Source organism: Pseudomonas viridiflava (assembly GCF_900184295.1).
GTDB lineage: Bacteria > Pseudomonadota > Gammaproteobacteria > Pseudomonadales > Pseudomonadaceae > Aquipseudomonas > Aquipseudomonas viridiflava.
In genome coordinates this window covers 2053111-2078634 of the sequence record NZ_LT855380.1, presented here as the reverse complement: position 1 = coordinate 2078634, position 25524 = coordinate 2053111, and the positions used below count along the sequence as shown (strand labels likewise).

Below are 25524 nucleotides of genomic sequence, written 5' to 3'. Positions count from 1 at the left end.
CACTGATCGTGCCCATCGCTCCGCGTGGGCATGCCTCCCGTGACGCTCCGCGTCACACATGGCGCAGACCGAGCGCTCGCTTGAAGTCATCTTCTACGCAGTAGACGAGGAACCCGGCGCTTATTTGTCCGAATGTCCCTGCGCCATGGCCACCACCACTTTGCGCTTGCCGGTGAACGGGGCACGGGAGTGGGCGGTGAGCATGTTGTCGAGCATCAGCACGTCGTTTTCCAGCCACGGGAAACTCACCGTGCAGTCGTCCAGCACGCCGCGAATCTCGTCAAGCAGGGTCTCTTCGATGGCCGAGCCGTCGCCGTAGTACACGTTGCGCGGCAGGTCTTCCTCGTCCACGACGTCCAGCAGGGTTTCGCGCACTTCCGGCTGCAGGTTGGAAATGTGAAACAGGTGCGCCTGATTGAACCAGACCGTGTCCTGAGTGACCGGATGGCGCGACACCGCCTGGCAAATCTGCCGGGTGCGCAGTTCGCCGTCGTCCTTCCACTCGCACTCGATGGCGTGGGCGCGGCAGTAGGCTTCGACCACGCTTTCATCTTCGGTGTTGAACACCTGACTCCATTCCACGTCCAGCCCGTTGCCGTAATTGCGCACGTACATCAGTTTCTTTTCGATGAAACGGTCACGGATGCGCGCCGGAATGCGACGGTAGATCTCCCGGCTGTCGGCAATCGGCGTTTCGCCGCCGGTCTGCGCGGCGATCATGCTGTAGAACCAGATCTTCATCGGCCATTCCAGGGTGTAGGCCTGCTCGTTGTGCAGCGGAATGCTCTGGTGCGCCGGGTATTCGGTGGAGGTGTATACGCCTTTGGTCACGTTGCTGCGGGGCGTGGAACCGAATTCGTAATTGAGCAGCGGATCGCCGAAGCCAGCAGCAAACTCGCGAAACGCTTCAGGGCCGCCCACGTCGAAGCCGCGAAACAGAATGCCCCCGGCACGATAGAGGTGCTCTGCGACCACCGGCTTGAATTCGCCCAGCGCTTCCATCAAGTCCAGACCTGGCTCGGGCGCCTGTACCAGCATCGGCAATGTGCCTGCACCCGCCAGCAATGGCCGGATATCCAAACTCAACGCATGACTCATGATGACTCTCCCTTGATGGCAAAAGCGCCTGATCCCCTGCGGCCGGACGCAACGCCAATGTCCAGATTGAACGTAACCGGCGGGCGGAAAATTAGCCGACGCACGACATTCACCCTCCCCAGATCCTGCTCTGAAACATTTCCTTTCATTTAAGCGCGAGAAAAAACTACATCTTTCGTATTCTCATTCGTCTTTAACTGGATGCAGGGCCTGTCGGTAGAACCGCGCCCGTTTTTCAGATGATGCCCCACAGAGAGCCCATGCCTGCCTGAAGGCCGCTCCATACCGTGAATCGAGACCGTTTACCCATGTCGAAGAAATCCCGCTCGAAAATCTGGTTTCTCGTCCACAGCTGGCTGGCCCTGCCCATCTGGTTCTTCGTGCTGATTGTCTGTGTGACCGGCACCCTGGCTGTGGTCAGCAAGGAAATCATGTGGCTGGCGATGCCGGAAATACGTGACAACCCGCCTTCGGACACGGCCGAACGGATGAGTTTCGAGCAGATTCGCGCCACCATCGAGCGTAACGAGCCGGACCTGATCGTCGGCACGATCATGCAGCCCGACGGCGACTATTTTGCCCTCAGCGTGTTCGTGACTTACCCCGACGGCCGTTCAGTACCGGCCTACGTCAATCCATATACCGGAGTGATTCAGGGCCTGACGCCGTCGTTCGATTTCCGCCGCTTCACCCGCGCCCTGCATGGCTGGTGGCTGGTGCCGTTCACCAATGGCTATTCGTGGGGCTGGTATCTGGTCTCCATTCTCGGCCTGCCGCTGCTGGCGTCGCTGGTGACCGGGCTGGTGGTCTACAAGAAGTTTTGGAAAGGCTTTTTCAAGCCGCTGCGCTTCAGCCAGGGTCCGCGGATCTTCTGGGGCGACCTGCACCGGCTCAGCGGTGTCTGGTCGATCTGGTTCATTGCCGTCATTTCCATCACCGGCACCTGGTTTCTGATTCAGGCAATCCTCGGTGACAACCAGATCAGTATCTCCAGCCGTTCCCAGGTCGCTTCGATCATTCCTCACAGCGCGGTGCCGCTGACCGCCGATGGCAGCCCTGCGCCGACCATCAGCCTGGAAAAGGCCGTGGAAATCGCCAAGGAGCGCATTCCAGGCCTGGAAGCCAGTTTCATCACACCGCCGTTCAACGCCTACAGCAACCTGCAGGTCGGCGGCCGCAGCTGGTATCCGCTGATGTACCAGACCGCCGAGATCAACCCGTACAGCGGTGAGATCGCCGCCTCTCATTTGCTGTCGGACCGCAACAAGCTGGAGTTCGTGACCGAGTCCATGCGTCCGCTGCACACCGGCGACTTCGGCGGCATATGGATCAAGCTGATCTGGGCGTTCTTCGGTCTGGTGCTGAGCATGATGGTGCTCAGCGGCCTGCTGATCTGGAGCAAGCGCACCGCACTGGCCACGCTCAATGCCTTGAAGCGCGAGAACAGAATCCAACCGCTTTCCACCCGGCAAACCCCTCGGTCGCCGCTGGCGACCGGCACCCCGGAGAACAACCTGTGAGCAAGGCCGCTGTCGCGCAACCCGCTTCGTCACTGAGCCGTTTCTGGCACAAATGGCGTTTCCACATCAACGTACTGCTGATCCTGATTCCGCTGGGTTTCATGCCCAAATACTTTGCCGACAACGCGCTGGATCGCGGCGACACGGGCCTCGGGCAGCGGGAGATTGGCGAGTTCAAGGTCGGCCCGTGGAGCCTGCGTCTAGCCGAAGACCGCAACGAAGCGCCGCGTCTGTCCGGTGCGTCGGGCTACATGAAAAGCTTCAACGCCGCGCTGTGCAACGCCTGCATCGACCGGGTCAAGGCGACTTACCTGCGCATCGGCAAGCCCCGCAGCCTGCGCACCGCCGGGGTAATTTTCTTCGGCGGCGGCTATCGCATGGGTGCCTTCATGCAGATCCCGGAAACCACCAGCCCCGACTCGGACCTGTGGATCACCATGGAAGGCTGGGACGGTTCCGTGCATCAGACCTCCATTCCCCTGCAACAGGCCTCGCCCACCACCGTGGCCTGGCTGAAAAAACAAGGAGCCAAACCATGAATGCCCGCTTCTCCCTCCGGCGGCTGACGGCCGCTGCGCTCTGCCTGATCGGCTTGGGCCTGAGCGCCAACGTGCAGGCCCACAACCCGATGTGCGAGTGCAAACAGATCGACAATGAACAGATCCGCTGCACCGGCGGTTTCTCCGACGGCAGCGGCGCGCCGGGTGTGACCCTGGATGTGATCGGCTATGACGAGACCATTCTGGTGCCCGGCAAGCTGGGTGAGGATTCCACCGTCACTTTCAAGCGCCCCGCTTCGGAGTTCTATGTGCTGTTCGATGCCGGTCCCGGCCATGTCGTGGAGATCGACCAAGCGGACATCCCGACCCCATGAGTGCGCCGACCCGACAGATCGTACGGCCGGCCGGTGCCGGGCATGAAACCCTCTACGTCCTCCTGTTGTGTCTGGTGATTCTGGCGGCTGCAGCAGGTGTCGTCAGCCTGCACGGTGAGCGTCAGGACGACCACAGTGTCGCCAGCCATCAGCTTGATGCCCGTCGCGACCTGACCGCCGCCGAACAGGGCATCTACGCCGACCTGCGCGTGACGCTGGATGAAATCCGCCTGCTGACTCAGGAGCAATCAACGCCGGTCACGCCGCAGCAACTGGGCGAGGAAGGTTTTGCGCCGTTCGCTGAAGACGCAAGTTCCGTGAGCCGTGGCGCCCATGCGTGGCAGATGCTGGAGCAGTCCTATCTGGGGCTGAGCCAGACGCCGACGGTGGCGGGCTCGTTCCTGATGCGGGTCGGCACCTCGCCTGACGCTCAGGCCGACATCTGGATCAACCGCAAGACCACGGCTGCACCGGCCGACCTCAGCGACAAGACCCTGATCGGCGCAGGCTGGCAACAGGTTGTCGCGCAATTCGACGCTGGTGTCACCCGCCAGCATCAGCACTGAAATCATCAGAGAAGATCGCTCGCCCATGCCTATTTTTTTCAAACGCCGCACCTTGCTGCGTGTTCTGCTGATCGGCCTGTGTGCCACGCTGATGGCGCCGCTGAGCCATGCCGCCGATCCGGCCAAGCGCCTGCGCATCGGCATCACCCTGCACCCGTATTACAGCTACGTGGCCAATATCGTGGGCGACAAGGCCGAGGTCGTACCGCTGATTCCAGCGGGTTTCAATCCCCACGCCTATGAGCCTCGCGCCGAGGACATCAAGCGCATCGGTTCGCTCGACGTTGTCGTGCTCAATGGCGTCGGCCATGACGACTTTGCCGACCGCATGATCGCCGCCAGCGAAAAGCCGGACATCAAGACCATCGAAGCCAACGCCGACGTGCCGCTGCTGGCGGCCACCGGTGTTGCTGCACGCGGCGCGGGCAAGGTGGTCAACCCGCACACCTTCCTGTCGATCAGCGCATCCATCGCACAGGTCAACAACATCGCCCGTGAACTGGGCAAGCTCGACCCGGACAACGCCAAGACCTACACCGCCAACGCCCGCGCCTACGGCAAACGCCTGCGGCAGATGCGTGCTGACGCCCTGGCCAAGCTGACCAAGGCACCCAACGCCGACCTGCGTGTGGCCACGGTGCATGCCGCCTACGATTACCTGCTGCGCGAGTTCGGCCTTGAGGTTACGGCAGTGGTGGAACCGGCCCATGGCATCGAACCGAGCCCGAGCCAGTTGAAGAAAACCATCGATCAATTGCGTGAGCTGGACGTGAAAGTGATCTTCTCGGAGATGGATTTCCCGTCCACCTACGTCGACACCATCCAGCGTGAGTCCGGGGTCAAGCTGTACCCGCTGTCGCACATCTCCTATGGCGAATACAGCGCCGACAAGTACGAAAAGGAAATGGCCGGCAACCTCGACACCGTGGTCCGGGCGATTCAGGAGGCAGGCGCATGACGGCTGCGCAAAACCTTGAGATTCCCCATCAGGGGCCTGACATTGAATTCAGCGACGTGAGCCTGACGCTGGGCCGCACCACGATCCTTGATCGCATCACCTTCAACGTGCGGGCAGGCAGCGTGCATGCACTGGTCGGCCCCAATGGCGGCGGCAAGAGCTCGCTGATCAAGACACTGCTTGGCCAGACCCCGCATCAGGGCCAGCTCAGCCTGCAATGGCCCGGCTCGCCCGGCCTGATCGGCTATGTGCCACAGGCGCTGGAATTCGACCGCGGCCTGCCGATGACCGTCGATGATTTCATGGCGGCCATGTGCCAGCGACGCCCTGCCTTTCTGGGCTTGTCGAAGCACTACGCTGCGGCCATCGGCGAAGCACTGGAGCGGGTCGGCATGCAGGACAAGCGCAAACGTCGCATGGGCGCGCTGTCGGGCGGCGAACGCCAGCGTGTGTTGCTGGCGCAGGGCCTGATTCCGGCTCCGCAGCTGCTGGTGCTGGATGAACCAATGTCGGCGCTGGATGAAGCCGGTATTCAGGTCTTCGAACGCCTGCTGGGCGACTGGCGTCGAGCCGGTATCACGGTGTTGTGGATCGAGCATGATCTGGAAGCCGTGAAGCGGCTCGCCGATCAGGTGACCGGACTCAATCGTCGGGTGTTGTTCGATGAATCGGCGCAGACAGCGCTCACGCCGGAACGGCTGCTGACCCTGTTTTCGGCGCATCCGCGTGCGGCAGACGTCACGAACGGGAGCGCCGCGTGATGGATTACGAGAGCTTTCGACTGTTCATTCAAGGCCTGGCGTCATCCGGTTATCTGCCTGAAGCGCTCGCCTACGGCTTCGTGGTCAATGCCCTGCTTGCAGGCTTGCTGATCGGTCCGGTGCTGGGCGGTCTGGGCACGCTGGTGGTGGTCAAGCGCTTCGCGTTCTTCTCCGAAGCGGTAGGCCATGCGGCGTTGACGGGCGTGGCCATCGGCATCCTGCTCGGCGAGCCTTACACCGGCCCATATGGCAGTTTGTTCGGCTACTGCCTGCTGTTCGGCATCGTGCTCAATTACCTGCGCAACCGCACCGGCCTAGCGCCCGACACGCTGATCGGCGTGTTCCTGTCGGTCTCGCTGGCGCTGGGTGCGAGCCTGCTGCTGGTGCTGGCGGGCAAGATCAACGTGCACATTCTGGAAAACGTGCTGTTTGGCTCGGTACTGACCGTCAACGGCAATGACCTGCTGGTGCTGCTGGTCGTCGGTTCGCTGGTCATGGGGCTTAGCCTGCCGCTGTACAACCGCATCATGCTGGCCAGCTTCAATCCGCAACTGGCCGCTGTGCGTGGCGTGGCGGTGAAGACGCTGGATTACCTGTTCGTGATTCTGGTGACGCTGATCACTGTGGCGGCAGTGAAGGTCATCGGCGCGATTCTGGTCGGCGCCCTGTTGGTGATTCCCGCTGCGGCGGCGCGTCTGCTGAGCCAGTCACTCAAGGGGTTCTTCTGGATCTCGGTGGCGATTGCGACCGTCAGCACCCTGTGCGGCATCTTGCTGCCCATCGTCTTCGACCTGCCTGTACCTTCCGGCGCAGCGATCATTCTGGTGGCCGGCGTCGCGTTCGCCCTGGCCGCCATCGCTCGCGGCACAGTGCCCAGCCTCAAAGGAAATATCGGATAAATGTTCACTCTGCGACGTATGACCCTCGCGCTGGCCATGACCGGCCTGCTCTGCAATGCCGTCTCTGCGGCTGATGCCACAGCGCAATCCGCCCAGCCGGTGCGCGTGCTCGCCAGCCTGCCGATCACCTATGGCCTGGGGCAGATTCTGCTCAAGGACAGCGGCGTAGTGCTGGAGCGGGCTGCAGCAGCCAATCTGCCCGGCTCTCGCCAGACTGCCTACTTCACCGGGCGTGGTGCCGAGGCATTGCGCGGGCTGGCGGTCAAGGCTGATGCGGTGATCGGGCTGCGCTCGATCTGGGCCGATGACCCGCTCTACCCCAATGCGCGCCGCAGCAACATTCGTATCGTTGAGATCGACGCCGCGCGTCCCGTGGACGGCAGCCTGCCCGGCATCGCGGTTCAGCCGGGGCAAGGTGTCGATGGCCTGAACAGTCAGCCGTGGCTGGCGAGCAACAACATGGGGCGCATGGCCGACGTGATGGCGGCAGACCTGGTGCGACTGGCGCCAGCCGCCAAGCCGAAGATCGAGGGCAATCTGGCAGCGCTCAAGCAGCAACTGCTCAAGCTCAGCGCCAGCAGCGAAGCGAGTCTGGCGAGCGCCGACAACCTGAGCGTGGTGAGTCTGTCGGACCGCTTCGGTTATCTGGTCAGCGGGTTGAATCTGGAGCTGATCGACAGCCAGGCATTGACCGACGAACAATGGACGCCAGAAGCGGTGCAAAAGCTGGCGAAGACTCTCAAGGACAACGACGTGGCCCTGGTACTCGACCACCGCCAGCCCCCCGAGCCGGTCAAGGCCGCGATTGCCCAGGCAGGCAGCAAGTTGCTGGTGCTGGGGATCGATGGCGCTGATCCGCTGGCGGAATTGCAGGGGGATATCGAGCAGATTATCGGGGCGTTGAAGTGATACTGATTGGGCGCAGTCGCGCTCATTGATATCACCCTGATCGTTACCACGCTTCGCGTGGTAACGCCTCTCAGAACGCTCCGCGTCCCGGTGCCTGCACTGAATCATCGGCCTGAGTGATTGGCGTCGCCAGACCCAATGGGACGCAGAGCGTCCCGGGCTGAATGCATACCCCGTAGTCGTAGCAAGACTCGGGCATAACGCTGAGCACAAGCATGGGCATGATCGGCGTGCTTGAGATCACGCTGATCGTTCCTACGCTCCGCGTGGGAATGCCGCTCAGGACGCTCCGCGTCCGCTCTTGAATGTGGCGCAGATGCGTGGACAAGCTCCAGCGTTATCCACGTCATGCGCTCGGCTCACTGAATCCGCAATCTGTGCCATGTGTGACGCGGAGCGTCACGGGCGGCATGCCCACGCGGAGCGATGGGCACGATCAGTGTTGAGGCGGACCTGTGTATAACGCCGAGCGCGGAGCATGGGCACGATCATTGATCCGACTTGATCAGTGGCTCGCCGCCGTCTGCGCGTCCATCTTCTGGCGCAGGCTCAGAGGACGCATGTCGGTCCAGACTTCTTCAATGTAGGCCAGGCATTCTTTCTTGAAGCCGCTCTTGCCCACGGTGCGCCAGCCGTTGGGGATGGCTTTGTAGTCGGGCCAGATCGAATACTGTTCTTCGTGGTTGACCACCACTTGAAAGACGATGTCTTCCCGGTCGAATACTGAAGTCATTGTTGCTCTCCATGAGGGTTCAGCGCCGCCGTGCCAATTCATGGCGGCTATAGGGATTGAACGTATCGCTACGTCGAAAAATTAAAGCTGAGCGACTGCGGCGTTCAGCGCGCGGCCGAAGATGCCGGCGACTTCGTCGATCTGTTCGGCGGTGATGACCAGTGGCGGCAGGAAGCGCACGACGCTGCCGTGCCGACCACCCAGTTCCAGAATCAGCCCGCGCTTGAGGCATTCGCGCTGGATCAGCGGCGCCAGGCGTGCAAACACCGGCGGATGACCCTGAGCGTCACGCGTACCGGCCGGGTCGACCAGTTCAACGCCAAGCATCAAGCCACGTCCGCGAATATCGCCCAGTTGCGGGAAATCACGCTGCAGCTCGCGCAGGTGCGCAACCAGCCGCGCGCCCATCGCGGTCGCGTGCTCGCAAATGTTGTGTTCCTTGAGATAACGCATCACCGCAGAGCCGGTGGCCATGGCCATCTGGTTGCCACGGAAAGTCCCGGCATGCGCGCCCGGCAGCCAGGTGTCGAGCCACTGGCGATAGACAACGACCGCCAGCGGCAGGCTGCCACCGATGGCCTTGGACATCACCACCACGTCCGGAATGATTCCGGCGTGCTCGAAGGCGAACATCCTGCCGGTGCGGGCAAAACCGCTCTGGATTTCGTCGACGATCAACGCCACGCCTGCCTTCTCGGTGATACGACGCACGCCACGCAGCCAGTCGAGGTCAGCCGGAATCACGCCGCCCTCGCCCTGCACCACTTCGACAATCACCGCTGCAGGCAGTTGTACACCGGCTTCCGGGTCGTTGAGCAGGTTTTCCAGGTAATGCAGGTTGGCTTTCACGCCCTGCGCGCCGCCCAGCCCGAACGGGCAGCGGTAGTCGTAGGGATACGGCAGAAACTGCACGCCTGCGCTGAGCAGCGCACCCAGCGGCTGCTTCGGACCCAGGCTGCCCATCAGGCTCAGCGCGCCCTGGCTCATGCCGTGGTAACCACCCTGAAAGGACAGCACGGTGCTGCGTCCAGTCGCCGTGCGCACCAGTTTCAGCGCTGCTTCCACCGCGTCAGTGCCGGTCGGACCGCAGAATTGAATCTTCGCTTCACGAGCCAGTTCTTCGGGCAGCAGACCGAACAGGTCCTGCACGAACTGATCCTTGACCGGCGTGGTGAGGTCCAGCGTGTGTAACGGCAATTCGTCGCTGATGACTTGCTGAATTGCTTCGATCACCACCGGGTGATTGTGACCCAGCGCCAACGTGCCAGCGCCTGCCAGGCAATCGATGAAACGCCGTCCTTCGACGTCTTCGACATGAATGCCCTTGGCGCGCTTGAGTGCCAGCGGAATGCGCCGCGGGTAGCTGCGGGCGTTGGACTCCTGGCGACTCTGGCGCGCCAGCAAGGGCGACTCGTCGAACTGGTAGAGCGTCTCGACCGGCGCCGGGGAAACCCGTGCCGGTTGGTCATCGATAAACCTGGTAGCGACTGACATCTGTGCAACCCTCAATACGCTGTCTGATGAGCGAAACCGTTGTGTGACCTTGCTCGACCGGGTGCTGGACCCGGTCGAGCAAGGCATTTATTCCTTCCCTTGAAAACGCGCCAGCGACCTGGGGATTTACACCCGGTAACGAGTTTTTCATCCGCTAGGCCGATAGCCCGACGACAGGCCGATCAGAGCCCTTCCAGTTCCGCCATCAGGTCGGCCAGCCGGTCGAATTTCTGCTCGTCGACCTTCTGCCCGCCCAGGCTTTCCAGATGCTGTGCCAGCGCCTGAACCGTGTTGAACTCGAACATTGCCCTTAGCGGCACGTTGCGCTGCAACTGTTTCTGCGCACGGGTCACTACCTGGGTGGCGAGCAGTGAATGGCCGCCCAGTTCGAAGAAGTTGTCGGTGATACCGACCCGCTCCACCTTGAGCACATCGGCCCAGATCGCCGCCAGTTGCTGCTCCATTTCGCTTTGTGGCGCGACGTAATCCTGCTGCGCCAGGCTGACGTCCGGCGCAGGCAGGGCCTTGCGGTCCAGCTTGCCGTTCGGGGTCAGCGGCATCTGCTCCAGCAGCACCAGATGCGAGGGCACCATGTAGTCCGGCAAGCTGGCCCTGAGCTGGTTCTTCAGGTCGTCACGCAAGGCGTCGGGGTCCTGCACCACGCCGTTGGGCACCAGATAGGCGGCGAGCACCCTGCCCAGCGGACCGTCGATATCCAGCACCACCGATTCGCGAATCGCAGCATGCTCCTGCAAACGGGTTTCGATCTCGCCCAGCTCGATTCGGTAGCCACGGATCTTGACCTGGTGGTCGACCCGACCGACGTATTCCAGCACGCCATCACGGCGACGGCGTGCCAGATCGCCGGTGCGATACAGCCGCTCGCCCGGCGCACCGAACGGGTTGGGCACGAACAACGGCACGGTGCGCAGCGGATCGCCGACATAACCGCGTCCGACCCCGGTACCCGCCACGCAGAGCTCACCGACGGCGCCCAGCGGCACAAGCTCCAGCGCTTCATCGAGCACATACAAACGGTTGTTGTCGGTCGGCAGGCCGATGGGCAGGTAGGTGCTGCGGGTCGACGCCGGATCGACCCGGAAGAACGCCACGTCGTCCGAACATTCAGCCGGACCGTAGGCATTCACCAGCTCGATATCGGGATAGCGTTGCAGCCACTGGCTGGCCAGTTCCGGCGGCATCGCCTCGCCCGTCGGAAGCATCCAGCGCAGGCCGTCGAGCGTCGCCTGCTCTTCGGCCAACAGCCCGGTGATCAGTGACGGCACGCTTTCCAGCACGCTGATGCCCTGCACCTGAACATGTTTGAGCAGCGCCTGAGGATCGCGAGCGATGTCGTTGGGGACAATATCGACCCGAGCGCCAAACAGCGGCGCAGCGAGGAACTGCCAGACCGAGATGTCGAAGCTCTGCGAAGCGGTCTGGGCAATCACATCGGCAGCGCTGAGGTTCAGGTAAGGCACCTTGCTCAGCTGATTGTTGAGCATGCCGCGCTGCTCGACCATCACGCCTTTCGGTTGCCCGGTCGAACCCGAGGTGAAGATCACATAGGCCAGGTTGTCCGGTGCGCTGTAGCGACCCGGATTGTGCTGTGCGGTTTCCCGCTGCTGCACGGTTTCCCAGACCAGCAAGTGCGGACGATTGGCTTCGGGCAGCGCCTCAAGCAAGGCCCTGCCCTGCCCCACACAGTGCTCGGCACACACCAGAACCGGCGTACGGCTCTGACCGATGATCCCGCTCAGGCGTGGATTCGGCAGCGCAGGGTCCAGCGGCAGGTAACCGGCACCGGCCTTGAAGCTGCCAATAATCATGCCCAACAGCTCAGGCCCGCGCTCGGCCAGCAGCGCAATCGGCTGATCGAACCCGACACCGGCCCTGATCAGAGCATGGCCCAGTCGGTTTGCAGAGTGGTTCAGCTCGGCATAGCTGGCGCGATGTTCCAGACAGCTGACGGCGATGCGCTCGGGATGCTCGGCAACCTGCGCCTCGAACAACGCCACGTAGCTGCGCTCCAGCGGATAGACGCGCTCGCTCTGGTTACAGCCTTCCAGCAGAAATTCACGTTCCGCTTCGCCGAGCAGCGCCAGCTCGGCCATGTCGCCGTGGAAGCCTTCGACCAACGCCAGCAGCAGGCGCTTGAACTCGCCAAGCATGCCCTGCACGGTGGATTCGTCGAAGTAACGCTGGTCGTAGGACAGGTGCAGGCCCAGGTCATTGCCGGGGTAGCAGACCGCCGTCAGCGGGTAGTTGGTGTGAGTGCGACCGGAATCGGAGGTGGCGTTCAGGCTTTGGGCGCGGTCCAGCACCGAGACCTCCACCGGCGCGTTCTCGAAGACAAACAGGCTGTCGAACAGTGGCTGGCCCTTGGGCAGCTCGCTGTTTTCCTGAATGGTCACCAGCGGCAGGTATTCGTACTCGCGCAGTTGCATGTTGCTGTCCAGCAACTGACTCAGCCACTGACGCACGCTGCACCGCTGCTCGTCCCCCGGCATGCCGATGCGCAGCGCGATGGTGTTGATGAACAGCCCGACGGTGCGCTGCATCTGCGGCAATTCCACCGGACGGCCTGCCACGGTGACACCGAACACGACGTCGCGATCGCCGCTCAGACGCCGCAGGGTCAAGGCCCACGCGGCCTGGGCGAAGGTGTTGACGGTCAGTTGGTGCTGCTGCGCCAGTTCACGCAGCCGTGCGCCGTCCGCGACATCGAGACGGGTGTAGCAGTCACCGACCACCATACCGCCGCTCTCGCCCGCGTGTTCCCGCAGGAACGGACGGTCGCTCGGAATCGGCGTCGGCCGTTCGAAGCCCGCCAGATTCTGACGCCACCAGTCGCGGGCCTGCGTCAGCCCCCGGCGTTGCAGCCAGCCGATGTAGTCGCGGTAACGTGGCGCCGGGGCCAGCTGCGCGTCACGGCCTTCACCCAGCGCAGTGTAAATGTCGAAAAAATCGTTCATCAGCAATGAGCGGCACCAGGCATCGATGAGGATGTGGTGGTTGCTCATCATGAACCAGTAGCGCGCCTCGTCCACGCGGATCAGGCGCAGGTGGAACGGCGGCTGCCGCAGCAGATCGAAACCGGCCTCACGCTCGGACTTGAGCAGGGCCTGCAGGCGCGGTTCCTGCTGGTCGCTGGCCACGTCGCGCCAGTCCAAGTAATCGATGGGCGTATCGCCCGGTTTGTGAATGACCTGCAACATGGTTTCGCCGATGTCCCAGCAGAACGAGGCCCGCAGCGCTTCATGCCGAGCGATCACCGCCTGCCAGGCTTGCGCGAAACGTTGCGGGTCCAGCGCGCTGTTGATGCGGTAGCGGTCCTGCATGTAATACAGGCCCGTACCCGGCTCCAGCAGCGTGTGCAGTAGCATGCCTTCCTGCATCGGTGTCAGCGGATAGACGTCTTCGATCCGGGCGGCCGGAACCGGCAACGCGTCGAGCTGCGCCTGATCCAGTTCGGCCAGCGGGAAGTCCGACGGCGTCAGACCGCCGCTGCCTTCGGTCAGGCAATGGCTGATCAGCGCCTGCAACTGCTTCAGATAATCCTGCGCCAGGGCTTCGATGGCTTCAGGCTGATAACGCTCGGCACTGAAGGTCCAGCGCAGCACCAACTCACCACCGTACACCTGACTGTCGATGCTCAGTTCGTTGGGCAGCGGCGCATGGGGGTCATGGGCCGTGCCAGCGGACTCTTCCAACGGCCGAAACAGCGCGTCGTCAGCGAAGCTCTGATCGAACTGGCCCAGGTAGTTGAAGGTGATCGGGGCGACCGGCAACGCCTGCATGGCGCTGCGACTGCCCTCATCGGCCAGATAGCGCAGCACCCCGTAACCCAGCCCCTTGTGCGGCACCTGACGCAGCTGCTCCTTGATGGCCTTGATGGACTCACCCGGTTCGGCATGGTCGAGCGCAGGGGTCAGGCGCAACGGATAGGCACTGGTGAACCAGCCGACGGTGCGGGTCAGGTCGATGTCATCGAACAGGGTTTCGCGGCCGTGGCCTTCGAGCTGGATCAGGGTCGAGGCTTGCCCGCTCCAGCGACACACTACCAGCGCCAATGCGGTCAGCAGCAAGTCGTTGACCTGGGTCCGGTAGGCGCTCGGCGCCTGTTGCAGCAGATGCCGGGTGCTACTGGAGTCCAATCGCACGCTGAGGGTTCGGGCGTGACGATTCTGCTGACCGCCCTGCGGGGCATGGCACGGCAGCGCTGCGGTCGGACCGCTGAGCTGGCGTTGCCACCATTGAAGCTCTTCACGCAACGACTCGCTGCCGGCATAGGCCTGCAAGCGACTCGCCCAGTCCCGGAAGGCACTGGTCTTGGCCGGCAAACGAACCGGCAGGGTTTCACTGAGCTGCCGATAGGACGTCTGCACATCGTCAAGCAGCACACGCCAGGACACCCCATCGACCACCAGGTGATGAATGACCATCAGCAGACGTTGCTGATCCTGCGGTCCATCCACCAGCACGGCACGCAACAGCGGACCGTTCTGCAGATCAAGGCAGCGCTGGGCCTGCTCGAACAGCGCGGCGCATTCGTCCATCTGCGCCACCTGCGCGTGGATCAGCAGCGCGTCTTGCGTGACCACTGCGCGATGCTCGGCGCGCCAATGACCGCGCTGCTCCTCGAATCCGAGCCTCAGGGCATCGTGCTGTTCGAGCACGGCGTGCAGCGCGAGTTCCAGCGTCTGCGCGTTCAAGCGGGCGACAGGCTCCAGCACCAGCGCCTGATTCCAGTGCTGACGCTCTGGAATCGGCGTGTCGAAGAACCAGTGCTGAATCGGCGTGAAGCCCGATTCGCCGCTCACCCGGCCCTGTTCGGCCTGGATCAACTGCTGAGTCGTCGCTACGGCAGCAAGGGTATATACGGTCTGATGCTGAAACAGATCACGTGGTGTGAAATGAATGCCCGCCTGACGCGCCCGACTGACCACCTGAATCGACAGAATCGAATCGCCGCCCAGCTCGAAGAAGTTGTCGTCGAGCCCGACCTGCGCCACGTTCAGCACTGCGCACCAGATCGCCGCCAGTTGCTGCTCGAGGTCGCTGACCGGCGCCACGTAGTGCTGACGATTGAGCTCGGGGTCCGGCGCAGGCAAGGCCCGTCGGTCGAGTTTGCCGTTGGCCGTCAGCGGCATGCTGTCCAGCAGAATCAGGTGCGCAGGCACCATGTAATCCGGCAGTTGCGCCTTGAGGTGCGCTTTGAGCGAGTCACGCAGATGCGCCTGTTGCCCGGCATCCTGCGCGGCCACGTCAGTGACCAGATAACCCGCCAATTGCTTGCCTGACGGCGTATCCAGGGCCAACACCACGGCCTCGCGCACGCGCCCGTGTTCCAGCAGGCGGGTCTCGATTTCGCCCAGTTCGATGCGGAAGCCGCGAATTTTGACCTGATGGTCGATTCGGCCCAAGTATTCCACAAGCCCATCGGCACGCTGGCGCACCAGATCGCCGGTGCGATACAGACGCCCGCCCTGCCCGCTGAACGGATCGGCCACGAAGCGCTCGGCGGTCATGCCCGGACGCTGGTGATACCCCTGCGCCAGACCCGGTCCGCCAATGTACAACTCGCCACTTGCGCCCTGCGGCACCAGAGCCAGATCGGCATCAAGGATGTAGGCGACTCGCGCGCCCACCACCTGACCAATCGGCACGCTGGCCTCGCCTTCCGGCAATTGCTGCGGGGCCAGACTCGCCAGCGGCATGACCACGGTTTCCGTCGGGCCGTAGGCGTTGAAGAACAGCTCCGGCTGGAACACCGCACGAATGCGATGCAGGTGCTCGCCAGTCAGCGCTTCGCCGCCGGTGATGCACATGCGTACTGGCAGGGTCTGACCCTGTGTCGCCAGCCATTGCGCCAGCTGGCTGCCGTAGCTCGGGGTGAAACCGAGAATATTGACCTGTTGTTCACGGATCAGGCTGCAGATTTCTTCGGCGTCCCACTGCCCCTGCGCGCGCAATACCACGCGTGCACCGGCAAGCAATGGCACCAGCAGACGCTCGGTGGCCGCATCGAAATTGATCGAATAGAAATGCAGCTCGCAGTCGTCAGGCTGCATGTCGAAGCGGCGGATCACCGCCTGGCAGTGCATGGCGATCTCGCCATGGGACACCACCACGCCTTTTGGCTTGCCGGTCGAGCCCGAGGTGTAGATCAGGTACGCCTGATGCTGCGGCAGGCTGAGGAACGGCAATTCGTCGTGCGAGTAACCTTCCAGCAATGGCAGGTCATCCTCCAGACACCAGCGCACCACGTCATCAGGCAGCTCGCCGAGGGCGGCAAACAGTGCGCGATCACTCAACAGCAGGCCGACGCCGCTGTCTTCGATCATGTACTGCAAGCGCTCCAGCGGGTATTCCGGGTCCAGCGGCACATAGGCGCCCCCAGCCTTGAGGATCGCCAGCAGGCCGATCACCATGTGCTGCGAACGCTCCAGCGCCAGACCGACACGCACTTGCGGCCCGACACCCCGCTCGCGAAGCATCCGCGCCAGTTGGTTGGCCCGGCTGTCCAGTTCGGCGTAGCTCAGGGTTTCGCCGGCAAAGGTCAGCGCTGGCGCGTTCGAACGCAGGCGGGCCTGCTCGGCAAACAGTTCATGAATGCACTGATCCAGGCGTTGCTCGCCCGCTTCGACGCCCAGACTGTCGAGCAGTTGCTGACGCTCGGCGTCCTGCAACAGCGGCAGTTCGCTGAGGCGTTGCTGCGGATCGGCCAGCAAGGCTTGCAGCAGGTTGAGCCAGTGCTCGGCCATTTTGGCGATGCGCGGCTCGTCGAACAGGTCGGTGCTGTAAGTCAGGCAGCAACCCAGACGATGATCCAGTTCGGTGACTTCGAGATTGAGGTCGAACTTGGTCGCCCGCGCATCGTTGACCAGGTACTCGACCGTCATCCCGGCCAGCTCACGGCTCTGCTGGAATTCCCAGCGCTGCACGTTGCACATCACCTGGAACAGCGGGTTGTAGGCCGCGCTGCGCGGCGGTTGCAGGGCTTCGACCAGATGGTCGAACGGCAGGTCCTGATGTGACTGGCCTTCGATGACGGTATGCCGGACCTGCTCGAACAACTGGGCCACGCTCATCTGCCCGTCGAGCTGCACACGCAGCACCTGGGTGTTGAGGAACGCGCCGATCAGGCCTTCGCTTTCCGGGCGAATCCGATTGGCCACCGGCGCGCCGATGCGCAGGTCGGTCTGGCCGCTGTAACGGTAGAGCAGCACCGCCAGCGTGGCGGTCATGGTCATGAACAGGGTCAGGCCGTTCTGTGCGTTGAAAGCGCGAACCCTGGCGGCCAGATCGGCTTGCAGATCAAAACGGTACAACTCGCCCTGATGGCTCTGCACCGGCGGACGCGGACGGTCGCCGGGCAGTTCCAACAGTGGATGCTCGTTGCCCAGTTGTGCGGTCCAGTAATCCAGTTGGCGCTGACGCTCGCCCGCTTCCATCCACTGGCGTTGCCAGACGCTGTAATCCAGATACTGCACCGCCAACGGCTCCAGTGGCGACGGCTTGCCTTCAAGAAAGGCTTCGTACAACAGCCCCAGTTCGCGAGCGAAAATGTCCATCGCCCAGCCTTCGGTGACGATGTGGTGCAGGGTCAGGACGAAGTAATGCTCCAGCTCGCCCGCCCGGACCAGACAGGCACGCAGCAGCGGTCCGGTTTCCAGATCAAACGGCTGATGCGCTTCGCTGTCGGCCAGAGCCTGAAGCCGCTGCTGACGAACCTCGGCAGGCAGCGCGGAAATGTCCTCCCAGCGCATCTGCAGACCGGTGTGCTCCGAGACTTTCTGATACGCCACGCCATCGACGCTGGGAAAGGTGGTGCGCAGGGTTTCGTGGCGCAGGATCAGCGCTTGCAGCGCCGCGTCGAAACGCTCGATGTTCAGCACGCCGTTCAGGCGCGCCATGCCGCCCACGTTGTAGGCCGGGCTGTCCGGCTCCATCTGCCAGAGGAACCACATGCGTTGCTGCGAGTAGGACAACGGCACCGGCTGGCTGCGGTCGACGCGGGCAATCGGTTGCAGGCTGCCGCGTACGCCGGACGCCTGAATGCTCGCGACCTGCTCGGCGAACGCACCCAGTTTGCTGGCTTCGAACAGTGTGCGCAGCGGCAGGTCAATGTCGCAGGCCTGACGCACGCGGGAGATGATTTGTGTGGCCAGCAAGGAATGGCCGCCCAGCGTGAAGAAGTCATCCCGCAATCCGACACGCGGCACGCCCAGCACTTCGCGCCAGATGGCGGCGATCTGCTTTTGCAGCGCCGACTGCGGCTCGACGTGCTCGCGGGTCTGCCATTGCGGTTCGGGAAAGGCGCGACGGTCGAGCTTGCCGCTAGGGCTCAAGGGCATGCTGTCCAGACGCACGAATTGCGTCGGGACCATGTAATCCGGCAATTCCAGCGCCAGTGCGGACTTGATGCGCTCTGCCTGTTCAGCTTCGCTTTCGTCCTCGAGCGCTGCGGTGTAATAGCCGATCAGTTGCGGACCGGCGACCGTTTCGCGCACCAGCACCGCCGCATGGCCAATACTCGGCTGAGCCAACAAACGCGCTTCGATTTCCTGCGGTTCGACCCGGAAACCACGCAGCTTGACCTGCTGATCGAGACGCCCCAGGTATTCCAGCGCGCCGTCGCTGCCCCAGCGCACCCGATCGCCGGTGCGATACAGCCGCTCACCCGCCTCGCCCAGCGGATCGGCCACGAAACGTTCGGCTGTCAGCGCAGGACGATCCAGATAGCCCCGCGCCAGTCCGATGCCGCCAATGCACAGCTCGCCAGCAACGCCTTGCGGCACCGGATTCAATTCATTGTCCAGCACCCGACACAGCACGTTGCCCAGCGGGCGGCCAATCGGCGAGCGCTCGCCGTCCGCCAATTGGCAGTGCCAGTGGCTGACGTTGATCGCGGTTTCGGTCGGGCCATAGCGGTTGTGCAGTTGCACGTTCGGCAGTTGCTCCAGCACCCGGTTGCGCAGCTCACTCGGCAGCGCTTCACCGCCCGCGAACAGACGACGCAGGCTGTTGCACTGCAGGGTGAGCGGTTCATCGATGAACACCTGCAACAGCGGCGGCACGAAGTGCAGCGTGGTGACGCCGTAATCCTTGACCAGTTGCGCGATGCGATGCGGGTCGCGGTGCTCGCCGGGACCGGCCAGCAGCAATCGAGAACCGGTGATCAGCGGCCAGAAACACTCCCACACCGATACGTCGAAACTGATTGGCGCTTTCTGCATCAGCACGTCGCTCTCATCCAGCGCGTAGGTCGCCTGCATCCATTGCAGGCGCTCGGCCAGCGCTGCGTGGGTATTGCCAACGCCCTTGGGTTGCCCGGTAGAGCCTGAGGTGTAGATCACGTACGCAAGGTTATCGCCCTGCAAATGCAGACCCGGCGCACTGACCGGCCAGCTTTCCAGGTTCAGGGTGTCCATCGCCACCGTGCAGACACCCTCGGCGCTCGGCAGATCACCCAGCAGATGGCTCTGGGTCAACAGCAGTTCGACGCCGCTGTCCTCAAGCATATAGGCCAGGCGTTCGGTCGGGTAATCCGGGTCCAGCGGCACGTACGCGCCACCGGCCTTGAGAATCGCGAGCAGCCCGATCAGCAGTTGTGGCGAGCGCTCGGCGGCAATCGCGACTTTGACATCCGGGCCGACGCACTTGTCGCGCAGGTAATGCGCCAGACGGTTGGCCTGAGCATGCAGGCTGGCGAAGTCGAGGCTGCCGCCCTCCCACATCAGCGCAATCCGTTCCGGCGTCTGTCGGGCCTGATTGCTGAGCAGCTCAGGCAGCCAACGCGTCGCGGGCGCACAGGGCGCAACGCTCCACTGTGCCTGTTGCGCCTGCTCGTCATCGCCGAGCAGTTGCAGATCACCCTGCGCGATCTGTGCGTGCTGGCTGACCTGAGTCAGCACCCGTACATAGTGCTGCGCCATGCGCACGATGGTGTCGCGCTCGAACAGCTCGTCGGCGTAATCGAAAGACAGCGTCAGGCGCCCGTTTCTGTCTTCCTCGCTGTGCAATTGCAGGTCGAACTTGGCTTCGCGGCTGTGCCATGGCAATTCGTCGGCGAGTAATCCCGGCAAGCGGCGCAAGGCGCTCAGGTCGCGCTGCTGATGGTTGAACATGACTTGAAACAGACCGTGCTCGCGGGCCTGCGCAAAGGCTTCGACCAGTTGATCGAAGGGCACATCCTGATGCGCCTGAGCGTCCAGCGCCGTCTGACGGGCCTGGGCCAGCAATGCCGAGAATGGCTGGCGCGAATCGAGCTGCGCACGCAACACCAACGTGTTGATGAAAAAGCCGATCATGCCTTGGGTTTCATGACGCGGACGATTGGCACCGGGCACGCCGATGCGAATGTCGGTGTGTCCGCTGTAGCGATGCAACAGGGTCTGGAAGCTGGCCAGCAGCAGCATGAACGGCGTCGATTGCCAGGCTTGCGCCGTATTGCGCACGGCGGCGCTCAATTCGGCACTCAGGCGCAGACTGTAGCGGTCGGCGCTGTGCTGCTGGCGCGCCGAGCGCGGATGATCGGTGTTCAACGCGAGCACAGGCTGCTCATTGCCCAATTGCTGCTTCCAGTACTCGAGCTGGCGCGCAGCCTCGCCACGCGCCAGCCATTCACGCTGCCACTGGCCGTAGTCGGCATAACGCAGCGCCAGCGGTGCCAGTTCGAGCGACTGACCTTGAACAGCCGCCGCATAAAGGCGCGAGAATTCATCGATCAGCACGTTCAGCGACCAGCCGTCGGCGATGATGTGGTGCAAGGTCACCAGCAACAGGTGTTCTTCGTCGTCCAATTGCACCAGCGTTACGCGCAGCAGCGGACCGTTCTGCAAATCGAACGGCTGACGCGCCTGCTCTTCGCGAATCGCCCGTGCCCGGTTTTGACGCTCGTCGCCAGACAGGCCACTGATGTCCAGCACCTGCAACTGAAACTCACCGGCCGGATCGATGCGTTGCAGCGCTACGCCGTCCTGTTCGTAGAAGCGGGTACGCAGCGATTCATGCCGCTCGATCATCCGCTGGAAGCTGTCGCGCAGGGACGTGCGGTCCAGTTCGCCACGCAAGTGCAGACCGCCGGGAATATTGTAGGCGCTGCTGTGCGGGTCCAGTTGCCAGACAAACCACAGGCGGTTCTGCGCCAGGGATTGCGGCAAGTGCTCGTCACCCGGCAGGCGGGTGATGGCGTTTTCGCTGGGCGCATCGCCTTGTTGTGCGGCCAGTTGCAGCGCTTCGATCTGTGCAACAAAGGCACCCAGGGTCGGCGCTTCGAACAGCAGACGCAGGCTCAGGTCGATGCCCAGCACCTCACGCAGCTTCGCCACCACCTGAGTCGCGGCAATCGAGTTGCCGCCCAGCAGGAAGAAATGGTCATCCGCGCTGATCTGCTCGCGCTGCAACTGCTCGCACCAGACGTCGGCGACTTTGGCCAGCAGCTGCGAACCCGTGGCATGCGCCTGCGCCACCTGACATGCGCTGCTTTCAGGAAACACCGCGTAGCTGTCCAGGCTGCCATCGGCCAGACGCGTGCGGCAGGCTGAACGTTGCAGTTTGCCGCTGGAGGTCTTGGGCAGCGCGCCAGGGTTGAGCAGCACGACGACCGTCGGTGCCTCCTGGAACGCATCGGCCACGGCCTGGCGAATGACCTTGATCAAGGCTTCGGGTGGCAGGGTTTTCTGCACACTGCGACCGACTTCAGCCGCAATGCCGATGCCTTCGATGCCCGCCTGAGTCACAGCGAACGCGGCGATACGGCCTTTGCGCACCCCATCGACGTCGCGCTCGACGACTTTTTCGATGTCCTGCGGATAGAGGTTCTGCCCGCGCACGATCAGCATGTCTTTCAAGCGGCCAGTGATATACAGCTCGCCGTGGCGCTGGAAACCCAGATCGCCGGTTCGCAGCCAGGTCTGGCCGTCATGTTCGACGAAGGTCTTTGCCGTCGCTTCAGGGTTGCGCCAGTAACCATGGGCAATGCTCGGGCCGGTCGCCCAGACTTCCCCGACGTGGTTATCGTCCAGCGTTTGCAAGGTATTCGGGTCAGCGATCAGTACGCCATGCCCCGGCTGACCGGTGCCGCAACTCATCACCGGACTGCCCTCTCCCAGCTCCACGACATTGCGCGCCAGCGCCGCTTCGTCCAGACGCAACGACGGAATGCCCTTGCCGCGCTTGCCACCGGCCACATAGAGCGTCGCCTCGGCCAGCCCGTAGGACGCCATGAAGCTGTCGGGCGTGAAGCCACAACGGGCGAACTTGTCGGCGAACGCGTCGAGGCTGTCCTGACGGATCGGCTCGGAACCGGAGTACGCGACGCGCCAGCGACTCAGGTCCAGACGCTCCAGCGCCGACTCGCTGACCCGTGCGCTGCACAGCTGATAGGCGAAATCCGGTCCACCGCTGATGGTGCCGCCGTACTCGTTGATCGCTTCCAGCCAGCGCAACGGGCGGGTCAGAAAGTACGCAGGCGCCATCAGTACGCAGGGCACGCCGCTGAAAATCGGCTGCAACAGACCGCCGATCAGGCCCATGTCGTGGTACAGCGGCAGCCAGCTGACGATGACGTCGTCGGGGTTGAGGTCAATGCCGAAGCCGTGACGGATCAGCATTTCGTTGGCAACCAGGTTGCCGTGGCTCACCTGCACGCCTTTGGGCAAGGCAGTCGAGCCTGAGGTGTACTGCAGAAAGGCGATGTCATCGGCCTGTAATTCAGGTCCTTGCCAACCCTCGGCCAGGGCGCGGTCCAGCGTGTCCACACAAAGCAGTTGCGGCGCATCGGCAGCCGCCAGCTCGTCCATTTGCAACAAGGCGGATTTCAGGTCGGAACCGGTCAGCAGCAGACGCGGTTCGGCGTCGGCGATGATCGACAGCAGACGTTCCTGATGATGACGGCGATTGGATTCCGGCGGATAGGCCGGTACGGCAATGACCCCGGCATACAGACAACCGAAGAACGCCGCCACGTAATCCGGCCCGCTGTGAAACAACAGAATCGCGCGATCTCCCGGCACTGCCTCACGCTTCAGGGCGGCAGCGATGGTGCGCGCGCGCAGGTCCAGATCACGGTAGGTCAACACCAGGCCCTGGCTGTTTTCGTCGGAGAGAAAACGCAGCGCCAGCTGGTCAGGCGTTTTCGCGGCGCGACGTTGCAGCGCCTGAGCCAGAGTTTCGGGGAGTTCGAAAGCGTCCATGATGGGTTTCCTGCTGGATTCGGCTTGCCAGAGCGGGTCTGGGTATCAAAAAAAAAAACGCGTCGCAGGATCAGCGACGCGTCGGGCGAGCGGGCATCAGCCAGCTGCGCGGGTCAGGTGCCGGGCCGCGCTGTTGCGCCAGCGAGTCAGGTGCTGTTCGGCGTAACGCCGCAGATGGCGGAGCAATTGGGCCTGCTCGTCGACCAGGTAGAAGTGGTGGCCTTCGAACATGTCCAGAGAAAACCCGGTCGCGGCGTCTTCCTGCCAGTCGAGCAGTTCTTCGACGCTGACGCTGTCCTGCTTGCCGCCGAATACGTGAATGGGGATCTGCAGCGGCTCGCGCACGCCATAGACAAAGCTGCCACACAGCAGAAAATCGGCGCGCAGGATCGGCAGCATCATTTGCATGAGTTCGTCATTGGCGATCACCTCTTCGCGGGTGCCCTTGAGCGTACGAAGCCGTTCGATCAATTGCGCATCGGTCCTGGCCACGGCGTAGTCGCTGACGTCGCGGCGCGCAGGCCCCGCCGTGGCCGAGGCGAACAGCGCCAGCGGCGCGGGCAGCCCGCGAACGCGCAGTGCATGCGCCAGTTCGAAGGCCAGCAGTCCGCCCAGGCTGTGCCCGAACAGCGCATAAGGGGTGTCGAGTTCGGCGGCGATTTCATCGGCCAGTTGACCGGCCAGTTGCACGATATCCGTCTGCAACGGCTCCGCCATGCGCATGCCGCGGCCCGGCAGTTCCAGCGGGCGCACGTTCAGCCAGTCCGGCAACGTGCGCCGCCAGGGGCTGTAGAACATCGCGCTGGCACCGGAATACGGCAGGCAGAACAGCTTCATGCCTGTAGAGCTGTTCATATCAGGGCCGTCCGTCCATTGGATCCGGTGTAAAAGCCTCGATGCGCGCGATTGATACGCATGGTGTTCTCCTGATGTCATCCCCGGCCTGCGCCATGGGCGGGCCTGTCATCAATGAGAACGGACGGCGTTCGGAAATAATTAGTCGCATTCGCCCGCCTTGCACGCGTGTCGGGCGCACTGGTCGGAATCGCCCCTTTAAAGTGCGATGATGCGCTTTCGCATTTGACAATAATTATCATTAAGACTAATTTATCGCCCCACGTGATGGTGCGACCCACAAGGCCGCTCCCCTCCAATGACTTTGCAGCAAGGTGAATTCCATGACGGAACAAGTATTCACAAGTAAGTGCGATTCACCCCTCCTCCAGGCTTTCGTCGACAATTACCTGCTGCTGGTCAAGATTGCCGCACGCATCGTGGGTTGTCGGTCCCGTGCCGAGGATGTGGTTCAGGACGCTTACTTCAGGCTGCGTTCGGCCCCTCAGGTCACACTGACGTTCAAGGCTCAGCTCAGCTATCTGTTTCAGATCGTGCGCAATCTGGCCATCGACCACTACCGCAAGCAGGCACTGGAGCAGCGATACACCGGCCCCGAGGCAGAGGGTTTGAATGTGGTGATTCAGGGCGCGTCACCGGAAACCTCGCACATCAACTTCTCGAGTCTGGAAAAAATTGCCGACGCGCTTTCGGAGCTGCCACCCCGCACCCGTTACGCGTTCGAGATGTACCGCCTGCACGGTGTACCGCAAAAGGACATCGCCAAGGAACTGGGCGTTTCCCCTACCCTGGTCAACTTCATGATTCGCGATGCGCTGATTCACTGTCGCAAGGTCAACGGCGTCAGAACCGAGCCTTGAGCCTTTTCAGACGACAAAAAAATCCGGAGCCTGGGCTCCGGATTTTTCGTTTTGGCTCGACGCTTTTTATCAGCGGCTGACCTGGTACTCAGGCTGCACTTCCGGCATGGCCGAAGAGTGGTGGTTCAAGATCTTCCACTCGTTGCCGACACGATGGTAAAGGAAGGTATAGCGAGCCTGGACCTTGCTCTGCTTGCCCTCGGCCGACGTCAGGGTGAAGGTGTAGACACCGCTGTCCACTGCTGCATCCGGACCCAGACGGCGGATTTCCCGGTAGTTGATCTCACCGACCGGCTTCAGGGCCAGGAAGTGCTCGAAGTAGTCCTTGATCTCGGCCGGGTTGGCTCGCACCTTGTTCGAGACTGTCGGCTGCAGCACGGCATCCTTGGCGTAGAGTGAGACAACGGTCTGCGGATTGCCGGTTTTCAAAGCCTTGTTCCAGCGGTCGAACAGACCTGCAATCTCTTTATCGTTTACGTTGCTTGGCTGCTCGGCCACCATGCGGTAGGTGTAACCGCCGGCCGGTTCGGCAGCTGCCTGAACCATTGGGGCGCTAACAGCGAGGAACAGGGCCAGGGCGGTCAATTTCAGTTTCATTGCAACTCTCCTACGGGGTAATCGGTTCAGGGATTCAGTGGTTGCCAATTTGCCCTGTAGCGCTGTTTTCTCCATCGGCCGAACGGGGTTATTTGCCTATGCCAACTGGCAGATAGGCGCACAATCGCCTTACGCGTTCTAATGGCTGTACTCAAGGTGTGCTCGCGCGCGCATCACCCTTCGCTGGAGCCCTCCCCT

15 protein-coding genes are annotated in these 25524 nt (G+C 62.8%); 9 read left to right on the top strand and 6 right to left on the bottom strand.

Annotated elements, in window-relative coordinates:
* Nucleotides 1-120: 120 nt before the first annotated feature.
* A complete protein-coding gene (locus tag CFBP1590_RS09815; RefSeq protein WP_088234931.1) occupies nucleotides 121-1098 on the bottom strand; it encodes a TauD/TfdA family dioxygenase in 978 nt (325 codons plus the stop codon).
* A gap of 308 nt (nucleotides 1099-1406) precedes the next feature.
* On the opposite strand from CFBP1590_RS09815, the gene CFBP1590_RS09810 reads away from it, so the two are divergent.
* Genes CFBP1590_RS09810 through CFBP1590_RS09775 form a run of 8 tightly spaced genes read left to right on the top strand, consistent with a single transcriptional unit; the run spans nucleotide 1407 to nucleotide 7585 of the window.
* Nucleotides 1407-2618 carry a PepSY-associated TM helix domain-containing protein gene (locus tag CFBP1590_RS09810; protein ID WP_088234930.1) on the top strand — a complete coding sequence of 404 codons (1212 nt, stop codon included), beginning with the start codon at nucleotides 1407-1409 and terminating at the stop codon, nucleotides 2616-2618.
* On the top strand, nucleotides 2615-3157 hold the full coding sequence (locus tag CFBP1590_RS09805; protein WP_029242848.1) for a PA2404 family protein: 543 nt from the start codon (nucleotides 2615-2617) through the stop codon (nucleotides 3155-3157). Before CFBP1590_RS09810 ends, CFBP1590_RS09805 begins: the two co-directional genes overlap by 4 nt.
* Entirely contained in the window at nucleotides 3154-3492 is a 339-nt protein-coding gene (locus tag CFBP1590_RS09800) for a hypothetical protein (RefSeq protein WP_088234929.1), read from the top strand. Before CFBP1590_RS09805 ends, CFBP1590_RS09800 begins: the two co-directional genes overlap by 4 nt.
* On the top strand, nucleotides 3489-4058 hold the full coding sequence (locus CFBP1590_RS09795; RefSeq protein ID WP_088234928.1) for a DUF6162 family protein: 570 nt from the start codon (nucleotides 3489-3491) through the stop codon (nucleotides 4056-4058). The genes CFBP1590_RS09800 and CFBP1590_RS09795 overlap by 4 nt, the downstream gene beginning before the upstream one ends.
* Before the next feature lie 25 nt (nucleotides 4059-4083).
* Nucleotides 4084-5016, top strand: coding sequence for a metal ABC transporter substrate-binding protein (locus CFBP1590_RS09790; RefSeq protein ID WP_029242851.1), 933 nt, complete (start codon nucleotides 4084-4086; stop codon nucleotides 5014-5016).
* Nucleotides 5013-5777 (top strand): metal ABC transporter ATP-binding protein, encoded by a 765-nt coding sequence (locus CFBP1590_RS09785; protein ID WP_088234927.1) that lies wholly within the window; start codon nucleotides 5013-5015, stop codon nucleotides 5775-5777. Before CFBP1590_RS09790 ends, CFBP1590_RS09785 begins: the two co-directional genes overlap by 4 nt.
* Nucleotides 5777-6676 (top strand): metal ABC transporter permease, encoded by a 900-nt coding sequence (locus CFBP1590_RS09780; RefSeq protein WP_088234926.1) that lies wholly within the window; start codon nucleotides 5777-5779, stop codon nucleotides 6674-6676. The genes CFBP1590_RS09785 and CFBP1590_RS09780 overlap by 1 nt, the downstream gene beginning before the upstream one ends.
* Nucleotides 6677-7585: a metal ABC transporter solute-binding protein, Zn/Mn family gene (locus tag CFBP1590_RS09775; protein ID WP_088234925.1), complete on the top strand. Its 909-nt coding sequence runs from the start codon at nucleotides 6677-6679 to the stop codon at nucleotides 7583-7585.
* A 505-nt stretch (nucleotides 7586-8090) separates the two neighbouring features.
* Here CFBP1590_RS09775 and CFBP1590_RS09770 read toward each other — a convergent pair.
* The 4 genes from CFBP1590_RS09770 to CFBP1590_RS09755 all read right to left on the bottom strand — a co-directional run bounded on the left by CFBP1590_RS09770 (nucleotide 8091) and on the right by CFBP1590_RS09755 (nucleotide 23869).
* Complete coding sequence (locus CFBP1590_RS09770; RefSeq protein WP_004881201.1) at nucleotides 8091-8318, bottom strand: MbtH family protein; 228 nt, start codon at nucleotides 8316-8318, stop codon at nucleotides 8091-8093.
* A gap of 81 nt (nucleotides 8319-8399) precedes the next feature.
* A complete protein-coding gene (locus CFBP1590_RS09765) occupies nucleotides 8400-9812 on the bottom strand; it encodes an aspartate aminotransferase family protein (RefSeq protein WP_088234924.1) in 1413 nt (470 codons plus the stop codon).
* 182 nt (nucleotides 9813-9994) lie between these two features.
* On the bottom strand, nucleotides 9995-23014 hold the full coding sequence (locus CFBP1590_RS09760; RefSeq protein ID WP_088234923.1) for a non-ribosomal peptide synthetase: 13020 nt from the start codon (nucleotides 23012-23014) through the stop codon (nucleotides 9995-9997).
* Nucleotides 23015-23110: 96 nt separating this feature from the next.
* Nucleotides 23111-23869 carry a thioesterase II family protein gene (locus tag CFBP1590_RS09755; RefSeq protein ID WP_058431259.1) on the bottom strand — a complete coding sequence of 253 codons (759 nt, stop codon included), beginning with the start codon at nucleotides 23867-23869 and terminating at the stop codon, nucleotides 23111-23113.
* Between the two features lie 323 nt (nucleotides 23870-24192).
* Here CFBP1590_RS09755 and CFBP1590_RS09750 point away from each other — a divergent pair, with 323 nt between their 5' ends.
* A complete protein-coding gene (locus CFBP1590_RS09750; RefSeq protein ID WP_004881192.1) occupies nucleotides 24193-24729 on the top strand; it encodes an RNA polymerase factor sigma-70 in 537 nt (178 codons plus the stop codon).
* A gap of 69 nt (nucleotides 24730-24798) precedes the next feature.
* On the opposite strand, the gene CFBP1590_RS09745 is transcribed toward CFBP1590_RS09750, so the two are convergent.
* A complete protein-coding gene (locus tag CFBP1590_RS09745) occupies nucleotides 24799-25326 on the bottom strand; it encodes an SgcJ/EcaC family oxidoreductase (protein WP_004881189.1) in 528 nt (175 codons plus the stop codon).
* Nucleotides 25327-25524 lie beyond the last annotated feature (198 nt).